Here is a 9,426-nt window from a genome sequence, read left to right on the forward strand (position 1 = left end):
TGGCGGGTGTCGTATTGCTCATGGCCGCCTCACTTGTAACGGATGCTGGGATTGATGACGCCGTAGAGCACGTCGACAATCAGGTTGATCAGGATGAATTCCAGCGAGAACAGCAGCACCAGGCCCTGGATCACCGGATAGTCGCGCTGGGTGACGGCGTCGACCAGCAGGCGGCCCAGGCCGGGCCAGTTGAACACGGTCTCGACCACGATGGAGCCGCCCAGCAGGAAGCCGAACTGCAGGCCCATCATCGTGACCACCGGGATCAGCGCGTTGCGCAGCGCGTGCTTGATGATCACGCGGCGCTCGGTCAGGCCCTTGGCGCGCGCCGTGCGCACGAAGTCTTCCTGCACCACTTCGACGAAGGACGCGCGGGTGAAGCGCGCCATCACGGCGGCCACCGCCGCGCCCAGCGTGATGGACGGCAGGATGTAGTGTTGCCAGGTCGAGGCGCCGACGGTCGGCAGCCAGCCCAGGTTCACGGAGAAGATCTGCATCAGCATCATGCCCAGCGCGAACGCGGGGAACGAGATGCCGGACACGGCCAGCGTCATGCCGAGACGGTCGGGCCAGCGGTTGCGCCAGACGGCCGAGACGATGCCGATGATCATGCCGAAGGCGACGGACCAGACCATGCTGGCGATCGTCAACCACAGCGTGGGCATGAAGCGGTCGGCGATTTCGGTCGAGACGGGGCGCTTGGTACGCAGCGAGGTACCCAGGTCGCCTTGCAGCATGTGGCTGAAGTAGCGCACGAACTGCTGCGGCAGGGGCAGATCCAGCCCGAGTTCCTTGCGCACGAGTTCGACGGTCTGCTGGTCGGCCTCCTGGCCCGCGGCCAGTCGCGCCGGGTCGCCCGGAAGCATGTGCACAAACAGGAACACGACCACGGCCACCAGCAGCAGCGTGGGGATCATGCCCAAAAGACGTTTGACGATGTAGGTCAGCATTGAAATTCCTGCGACAGCGGCGGGGACGTCATGTCCCCGCCGCATGCGGCCTAACTGTGGGGCCTTGCGGCCCCGGGGGTTACTGCAAGGTTTACTGCTTCAGTTCGATGTCGCCGAACCAGAACGAGGTGTCCGGTTCCACGTACACGCCCGACAGGTTCTTCGAACGGACGTACAGGTTGTTCTGGGTCACCAGGAAGGCCCACGGGGCGTCCTTCCAGATGGTTTCCTGAACCTTCTTGTAGATCTCGGTCTTCTTGGCGCGATCGGTCGTGGCCAGCGCTTCCTGCACGCCGTCGTCAACCGTCTTGTTCGAGTAGTACGACACGTTGTTGAGCACGGGCGGGAAAGCCGGCGTGGTCAGCAGCGGACGCAGGCCCCAGTCGGCCTCGCCGGTCGACGAGGACCAGCCGGCGTAGTACATGCGGACCTTGGCTTCCTCGGGCTTCTGCACCTGCTGCACGCGCTGCACGCGCTGGCCGGATTCCAGCACTTCCACCGACACCTTGATGCCGACCTGGGCCAGCTGCTGCTGCAGGAACTGGACCGCCTTGACCGACGTGCCGTCGTTGTAGGCCGACCACAGCGTGCTTTCGAAGCCGTTGGGGTAGCCGGCTTCGGCCAGCAGGGCCTTGGCCTTCTTGATGTCATGCGGCCAGGCGCCGGTCTTGTAGGCGTAGTCCACGCCCTGCGGCACCACGCCTTCGACCACGGAGGCGTAGCCGGAGAACGCGACCTTGGCCAGCGCTTCCTTGTTGATGGCGTAGTTGATGGCTTCGCGCACCTTGGGGTTGTCGAACGGCTTTTGCTGCACGTTCATCGACAGGTAGCGGGTCATGATCGAGTTCTGGTGATCGATCACGTCCAGCTTGTCGTTCTTCTTCAGCACGGCGGCCTGCTCGAACGGCACCGGGAAGGCGAACTGAGCCTCGCCGGTCTGGACCACGGCGGCGCGCGTGTTGTTGTCGGTGACGGTGCGGAAGGTCAGCGTGTCGACCTTCGGGTAGCCCTTCTTCCAGTAGCCGTCGAACTTCTTGACCTTCAGGTATTCGGCCGGCTTCCATTCGACGAATTCGAACGGGCCGGTGCCCACCGGGTGGAAGCCGATTTCCTTGCCGTACTTGGCCAGCGCGGCCGGCGAGATCATCATGGCGGCCGGGTGGGCCAGCGCATTGATGAAGGCCGAGAACGGCTTCTTCAGCGTGATCTTGATCGTCAGCGGATCCACCACTTCGGTCTTCTCGATGACGCTGAACTGGATGTAGCGCGACAGGCGGTTGTCCGGGTTGGCCGGGCGGTCGAAGTTGATCTTGACGGCTTCGGCGTTGAAGTCGGTGCCGTCATGGAACTTGACGCCTTCGCGCAGCTTGAACGTGTAGACCAGGCCGTCTTCGCTGACGGTGTAGTCGGTGGCCAGCACCTTCTGGACCTTCAGGTCCTTGTCGAACTCGAACAGGCCTTCGTAGTAGGCCTTGCCGGCCGCCTGGTTCAGGGTGCTGTTGGTGTTGTACGGATCGAGCGTTTCCAGGGCGATGGCGACGGCAAACGTCACGTCCTTGGAAGCGTGCGCCAGCGGCGAACTGAGCATGCCGAAAGCCACCGCGGCGGCGGCCATCAGCTTGGTGGGGCGCAAAACTTTCATCATTGCAACTCCTGGTTCCGTATGGAATCTATGGGGTTTTGTGGAAGAAACTTCAGATACGGCACAACTGCACGGCGCGGCCGCTCAGTACGCGCCGCCAACGGGGTGGCGGGCGACGAAGTGGTCCTTGCCTACCTGCACCAGCGGCTGCACCACCGGCTCGTCGCCGAGCTTGCGGATCGGGCTGGGAATTTCATCGGACAGCAAGGTGCGCTTCATGTGGCGGCGCGCCGGATCGGCGATCGGCACGGCCGACATCAGCTTCTTGGTGTACGGGTGCTGCGGGTTCTCGAAAATCTCGCGGCGCGGACCGATCTCGACGATCTGGCCCAGGTACATCACCGCCACGCGGTGGCTGACGCGCTCGACCACGGCCATGTCGTGCGAGATGAACAGGAAGGCGATGCCCATGTCGCGCTGCAGGTCGATCAGCAGGTTCACGATCTGCGCCTGGATCGACACGTCCAGCGCCGACACCGATTCGTCGGCGATCACGACCTTGGGGTTCAGGGCCAGGGCGCGCGCGATGCAGACGCGCTGGCGCTGGCCGCCGGAGAATTCGTGCGGATAGCGCTGCGCCATCTCGGCCGGCAGGCCGACGCGCTCGAGCAGCTCGGCGACGCGGCGCTCGGCTTCCTTGCCCTTGGCCACGCCGTGCACCAGCAACGGCTCCATGATCGAGAAGCCGACCGTGACGCGCGGATCGAGCGAGGCGAAGGGATCCTGGAACACGAACTGGATGTCGCGGCGCAGCGATTGCAGCTCGCTGTTCTTCAGGCGCACGATGTCACGGCCGCCGAAGCGGATCTCGCCGCCCTGGCTCTCGACCAGGCGCAGCAGCGAACGGCCGGTGGTGGACTTGCCGCAGCCCGACTCGCCCACCAGCGACAGCGTCTCGCCGGGGTACAGGTCGAAGCTGACCTTCTCGACGGCATGCACGCGGCGCTGCACGCGGCTCATGATGCCGCCGCGCAGATCGAAGCGCGTGACCAGGTCGCGCACGCTGAGGATCGGCTCCTTGCGCGCGGCCGGCACTTCCTGGGTGCTGGCGGCGGCGGGCTCGGCCACGGGCTGGGCCTTGCCGTCCACCTGCAGCAGCGGGAAACGGGCCGGCAGGTCGGTGCCCTGCATGGCGCCCAGCTTGGGCACCGCCGACAGCAGCGCGCGGGTGTAGGCATGGCGGGGATCGGCGAACACGCGCTCGGACGGGCCTTCCTCGACCTTGTCGCCGCGATACATGACCAGCACGCGGTCGGCCACTTCGGCCACCACGCCCATGTCGTGGGTGATGAACACCACGCCCATGTGCATTTCTTCCTGCAGCTGGCGGATCAGTTGCAGGATCTGGGCCTGGATGGTCACGTCCAGCGCGGTGGTCGGCTCGTCGGCGATCAGCAGCGCCGGCTTGCAGGCCAGCGCCATGGCGATCATGACGCGCTGGCGCATGCCGCCGGACAGCTGGTGCGGGAAACGGTCCAGCACCGACTTGGCCTCGGGAATGCGCACCTGCTCCAGCATGCGCAGCGCCTCGGCGCGCGCGGCGGCGGCATCCTTGCCCTGGTGCTGGCGGATCGATTCGGCGATCTGGTCCCCGGCGGTGAACACCGGGTTCAGCGAGGTCATGGGTTCCTGGAAGATCATGGCCATGTCCGCGCCGCGCACATTGCGCATGACGCGCTGGCTGGAATTGACCAGATCGACCACCGAGCCGTTGCGCCGGCGCAGCGCCATGTTGCCCTGGGCGATGCGGCCGCCGCCGTGCTCGACCAGGCGCATCAGCGCCAGCGAGGTCACCGACTTGCCGGAACCGGACTCGCCCACGATGGCCAGGGTCTCGCCCCGGTCCACGTGGAAGGACAGGTTGCGCACGGCTTCGACCGTGCGCTCCGAGCCGACGAAGCGCACCGTCAGGTCGTCGACCTGGACCACGCGGTTATCCGGCATCGCCAGGCTGTTAGCGCGATCAACCATCTTTCTTCAATCCCCAAAACTCGAAAATTCCGCCGCCCGGCTCGGCCGGACGGCGGTGTAAAAAGCCCTGCGCGAGCCTGCCGCCCCCACGGGGGGCGCTGCGCGCCTTAGCGGTAGATGGCCACGACGGGCTCTTCGCCCACCCGGCCATAACCGCGGTACATGCCTTCGGTGTTGAACGGCAGGGCCCCATTGCCCTGCTCGTCCCCGGCCACCAGGCCGCCCGTGCCTTCGATCGTCGGCAGCTTGTCCATCACGACGCTATCGGCGGCCTGCGCCAGGCTGGCGCCGGCATATTCCATCTGCGCCGCCACGTCATAGGCGGCAACCATGCGGATGAACATCTCGCCGGTGCCCGTCGCCGACACGGCGCAGGTCTTGTTGCTGGCATAGGTGCCGGCGCCGATCAGCGGAGCGTCGCCGACGCGGCCGATCTGCTTGTTGGTGATGCCGCCGGTGGACGTGGCCGCGGCCAGGTTGCCCTGGGCGTCGACCGCCACCGCGCCCACCGTGCCGAACTTCTTGTCGGCGTCCAGCGGGTCGGCCGGCGCGGGCTGGCCGCGCGCCACCATGGCCTGGCCGTCATGGTCCAGCACGGCTGCCTCGGGCGTCTCGCGCTGCACGCGCAGCAGCTGCTCGCGGCGGGCTTCGGTCGAGAAATAGGACGGGTCAACCAGCTCCAGCCCTTCCTGGCGGGCGAAGTCCTCGGCGCCCTCGCCCACGAAGAACACGTGCTTGCTGTTCTCCATGACCTTGCGCGCCGCGAAGATCGGGTTGCGCACGCGGTGCACGTTGGCGATGGCGCCCGAGCGCAGCGTGGCGCCGTCCATGATGGCGGCGTCCAGCTCGTGCGTCGCGGCGCTGGTGAAGACCGAACCGTGGCCGGCGTTGAACAGCGGGCAGTCCTCCAGCAGGCGCACGGCCTCGGTGACCGCGTCCAGGGCGCTGCCGCCAGCGGCCAGCACGGCCTGGCCGGCTTGCACGATGGACTTCAGCGCGCCCAGGTACTCCTGTTCTTTCTCCGGGGACATGGCCGCGCGGGACATCGCGCCGGCGCCGCCGTGAATGGCGATCACGGGTTGAATCATCGTTTACCTACTCCATGTATGAGCCACGGCATCACGGACTGGGTCACCCCGGCCGCGGCCGCGACGGAATTCTTGGCGCGATAGGCCACGGCGGCCGACAGGGCTTCGATCAGCCCCAGCGCCGCGGTCTCGGAATTGGGTATCAGCTGGCGCGTCGACACCGCGTACAGCACCACGGACGCGGCGGGCGCCAGTGGCGACGTGGGCTTGTCGGTCAGCACCAGCACCGGCACGCCGGCCTGCTTGGCCGCATTGGCCAGCGTGACCGTGTCGGCCAGGTAGCGCGGGAAGGCGATGGCGATGACCAGATCCTTGCTGGTCATGCGCGACATCTGGCGGGCGGCGTGCGACACGCCGCCAGGGCCGGCGAGCGACTCGACCGAGTGCAGGTGCATGCACAGGCCGCGTTGCAGCATGCCGGCCAGGAAGCCGCTGGCGCCGAAACCGATGATGAAGACGCGATCGGCGCCCAGGATGATGTCGACGGCCTGCTCGCAGGCCTCGGCGTCCAGCCCTTGCAGGTTGCGCTGGGCGTTGCGGATGTCTTCTTCCAGCGTGGCGGCGAAGATCTGCACCGCGCTGGCCGAATGCGCCAGCTCGGTGCGCAGCTTTTCCACGGGTTCCAGCGCGGCCTCGAAACCGCGCGCCAGCTCGGCGCGGAACTGCGGATAGCCCGGCAGTTCCAGCGCGCGCGCGAAGCGGTTGGCCGTCGCCACCGACACGCCCACCGCCGCGGCGAATTCGTCGATCGTCATGGTGGCGACGCGGAACTGGTGCGCCAGCACGTACTCGGCCATCTTGTGCTGGGTGCGGCTCAGCGCGGGCTGGGCCCGGGCGATCCGATCAGCGATCGTGAGTACGGCTTTGTTCATTGAGGAGCGAGCGGAATGGCGCGGAAAACGTGGCAGAAAATTATGTAAATTCGTTTACAGATAAATTTTAGATAAGAAAATAGATTTTCATACTAGGGGTATACCCGTGATTACTTGTAACAAGCAGCCGAAAATCGGGGCCGGTTTGCGGTACGCTTACGCGGCTCCCCTCGCGGCGGCCACGCCCGAACCCCGGACAGCATTCGCCGCCGCTCCCCATCCTGGAATTCCCCCATGCCCGCCTGGACCTGCAAGCCCCACGCCGACCTGACCACGGCCGAACTCTATGCGCTGCTGACGCTGCGCTCGGTGGTGTTCGTCATGGAGCAGAACTGCCCCTACCTGGACATGGACGGCCAGGACCTGCAAGGCCAGACGCAGCACCTGATGGCCTGGGACAAGGGCGCGCTGGTCGCCTATTGCCGGCTGCTGGAACCGGCCCGCAACGAAGGCCGGGCCGTGATCGGCCGGGTCGTCACCGCGCCCTCGGCGCGCGGCACCGGCCTGGGCCATGAGCTGGTGCGCCGCGCCAAGGAGGAAATCCGTCGCGTCTGGCCCGGCCAGCCCATCTACCTGAGCGCGCAGGCACACCTGCAGCGCTACTACGGCGCGCACGGGTTCAAGGCCGTGACCGAGGAATACATGGAAGACAACATCCCGCACATCGGGATGCTGCTGGACGAACCCGCCTGAGCGCGGCCGGGCGCGCGGACACGAAGGCCGCCGGCTCTACCGGCCCTGCTGCCCGTCCGGCGGAGCCGGCGCCCGCCGGTACGCGCTCGGCGCGCTGCCCATGACACGCTTGAAGGCATGGCTGAACGCGCTGTCGGAGTCATAGCCCAGCTTCTGCGCGACCGAGGAAATCGTCGCCTGGCTGCCTGTCAGCGCGCGCGCCGCCAGCTGCATGCGCCAGCGCAGCACGTATTCCAGCGGCGCGATGCCCGCCTTGCGCTTGAAATGCAGGGCCAGCGTGGAGCGCGACACGCCCGCAATTTCGGCCAGCGCCTCGACGTTCCAGGCGCGCGCGGGATCGGCGTGGATCGCCTGGATCGCCGCGCCGATGCGAGGATCCGAGACGGCCAGCAGCCAGCTCGGCGCGCCATCGCCGCCCCGCTCCAGATAGAGCCGCAGCATTTCCACCAGCATGATGTGGCCCAGGTGCTGGATCACGATGGCGCCGCCCGGCGAGGCGTGCGCCAGCTCATGGGCCAGGCGCTGCAAGGCCCAGCTCAGCACCGCCGCCTGGTCCGAACCGCTCTTGACCACGGCGACGGGCGGCAATCCTTCGACCAGCAAGCCGGCGGCCTCGCCGAACGCGAAGCGCCCGCCGATCAGGAAGAATCCATCGGCCGTGCCGCAACGGGCGATGCCCTGGACGGCATGGCGATAGACCTGATCCGCCGGAACGGCCGGCAGGCCGGGATCGCTGCGCAATGAAAACGTCCGCTTGCGCGACAGCAGGAAGCAGTCGCCGCGCTCCAGCCGGATCGCCTGCGCCACGCCCTCGACGCTCAGCCAGCAGGCGCCCTCGACGACCGCATTGAACTTGATGCCGTCGGGCGCGGGAAAGTCAATGGCCCAGTCGCCGCCCGCCTTCAGGCCGGCGAAGAAGGAGCTTTGGGTATTCAACAGGGCAAGGACTTCGGACAGCGGATCCATGGCGCGGCTTCGGACGATCTCGACAGAGTAGCGGACTTTGCTGCATTCACAGTCTCAAGTCCAGTGCGCAGAATGCAGTGCATGGATTCCACCCGGACATCCCAAGGCCTACAAGGATTTGCCATGCCCCATCCGCAGTTTCCGATCGGCTCCGGTTTCGGCGCCGCCACCACCGCGCAGGCGGCGCTCGCCGGCCTGGACCTGTCCCACGCCACCGCCATCGTCACTGGCGGCCACTCCGGCCTGGGACTGGAAACCACCCGCGCGCTGGCCCATGCCGGCGCGCGCGTCATCGTCGCGGCGCGCGACGCCGAGGCCGCCCGCGCGCAGACCCGCGACATCGCCGGGGTCCAGGTCGAACCGCTGGATCTCGCCAGGCTGGACAGCGTGCGCGATTTCGCCCGGCGCTTCCTGGCCGGCGGGCGGCATGTCGACATGCTGATCTGCAGCGCGGGCATCATGGCCTGCCCCGAGACCCGCGTCGGGCCGGGCTGGGAAGCGCAGTTCACCACCAATCACCTGGGCCACTACGCGCTGGCGAACCTGCTCTGGCCGGCGCTCCGGGGCGGCGCGCGCGTGGTCGCCGTCTCGTCCGCCGGACACCATCAATCCGGCATGCGCTGGGACGATGTGCAGTTCACGCGGGGCTACGACAAGTGGCTGGCCTACGGGCAGTCGAAAACCGCGAATGCCCTGTTTGCCCTGCATCTGGACAAGCTGGGAAGAGAGCACGCCGTGCGCGCCTTTTCGCTGCATCCCGGCAAGATCTTCACGCCGCTGCAACGCCACCTGACGCAGGAAGAAATGACGGCCGCGGGCTGGCTGGACGCCAGCGGCCAGCCAGCCGACCCCAGCTTCAAGACCGTGCAGCAAGGCGCGGCCACCCAGACCTGGGCGGCCGCCTCGCCGCAGCTGGAAGGCATGGGCGGGCTGTACTGCGAGGATTGCGACATCGCCGCGCTGGACCAGGGCGAAGCTCCCTCCTTCGCCGGCGTGCGCCCGCACGCGATCGATCCCGAGGCGGCGGCGCGGCTGTGGGCGCTGTCCGCCGAGCTCACCGGGATCGACGCGTTCGCCGCGCGCTGAGCCGCCCGCGCGCGCCGCTCGTACAGGCAAGAAAAAAGCCCCTCGCGGGGCTTTCCTCTGCTTGCGCGAGACGGCGCCTACTTCACCGCCGACACATCCAGCCTGGCCAGCGTCTTGGACTGGATCTCGTCGACCGTCACGCCCGGCGCCACTTCCAG

8 protein-coding genes and 1 pseudogene are annotated in these 9,426 nt (G+C 67.3%); 2 read left to right on the forward strand and 7 right to left on the reverse strand.

Annotated elements, in window-relative coordinates; all coding sequences use genetic code 11:
* Positions 1-29 precede the first annotated feature (29 nt).
* The 5 genes from gsiC to KDH83_RS23475 form a co-directional block, all read right to left on the reverse strand.
* Complete coding sequence (gene gsiC / locus KDH83_RS23455; protein ID WP_103273182.1) at positions 30-950, reverse strand: glutathione ABC transporter permease GsiC; 921 nt, start codon at positions 948-950, stop codon at positions 30-32.
* A 91-nt stretch (positions 951-1,041) separates the two neighbouring features.
* The gene (gene gsiB, locus KDH83_RS23460; RefSeq protein ID WP_212320344.1) at positions 1,042-2,595 is read right to left on the reverse strand and encodes a glutathione ABC transporter substrate-binding protein GsiB; all 1,554 of its coding nucleotides are present in this window, start codon (positions 2,593-2,595) and stop codon (positions 1,042-1,044) included.
* An 81-nt stretch (positions 2,596-2,676) separates the two neighbouring features.
* Positions 2,677-4,563 (reverse strand): dipeptide ABC transporter ATP-binding protein, encoded by a 1,887-nt coding sequence (locus KDH83_RS23465; protein WP_212320346.1) that lies wholly within the window; start codon positions 4,561-4,563, stop codon positions 2,677-2,679.
* Positions 4,564-4,670: 107 nt separating this feature from the next.
* Positions 4,671-5,651 carry an isoaspartyl peptidase/L-asparaginase gene (locus KDH83_RS23470; protein WP_212320348.1) on the reverse strand — a complete coding sequence of 327 codons (981 nt, stop codon included), beginning with the start codon at positions 5,649-5,651 and terminating at the stop codon, positions 4,671-4,673.
* On the reverse strand, positions 5,648-6,523 hold the full coding sequence (locus tag KDH83_RS23475; protein ID WP_103273178.1) for a MurR/RpiR family transcriptional regulator: 876 nt from the start codon (positions 6,521-6,523) through the stop codon (positions 5,648-5,650). The genes KDH83_RS23470 and KDH83_RS23475 overlap by 4 nt, the downstream gene beginning before the upstream one ends.
* Before the next feature lie 234 nt (positions 6,524-6,757).
* Between KDH83_RS23475 and KDH83_RS23480 the strand changes: the two genes are divergently transcribed.
* Positions 6,758-7,216 carry a GNAT family N-acetyltransferase gene (locus KDH83_RS23480; RefSeq protein WP_212320350.1) on the forward strand — a complete coding sequence of 153 codons (459 nt, stop codon included), beginning with the start codon at positions 6,758-6,760 and terminating at the stop codon, positions 7,214-7,216.
* Positions 7,217-7,252: 36 nt separating this feature from the next.
* On the opposite strand, the gene KDH83_RS23485 is transcribed toward KDH83_RS23480, so the two are convergent.
* Entirely contained in the window at positions 7,253-8,182 is a 930-nt protein-coding gene (locus tag KDH83_RS23485) for an AraC family transcriptional regulator (RefSeq protein WP_212320352.1), read from the reverse strand.
* Positions 8,183-8,305: 123 nt separating this feature from the next.
* Between KDH83_RS23485 and KDH83_RS23490 the strand changes: the two genes are divergently transcribed.
* Positions 8,306-9,268 carry an SDR family NAD(P)-dependent oxidoreductase gene (locus KDH83_RS23490; RefSeq protein ID WP_212320354.1) on the forward strand — a complete coding sequence of 321 codons (963 nt, stop codon included), beginning with the start codon at positions 8,306-8,308 and terminating at the stop codon, positions 9,266-9,268.
* A 77-nt stretch (positions 9,269-9,345) separates the two neighbouring features.
* Here the strand turns inward: KDH83_RS23490 and KDH83_RS32665 are convergent.
* Positions 9,346-9,426, reverse strand: a pseudogene (locus tag KDH83_RS32665) (succinyl-CoA--3-ketoacid-CoA transferase); the annotation flags it as partial.

The sequence above is a fragment of the Achromobacter sp. Marseille-Q0513 genome, from assembly GCF_018195695.1.
Taxonomy (GTDB): Bacteria; Pseudomonadota; Gammaproteobacteria; order Burkholderiales; family Burkholderiaceae_B; genus Achromobacter.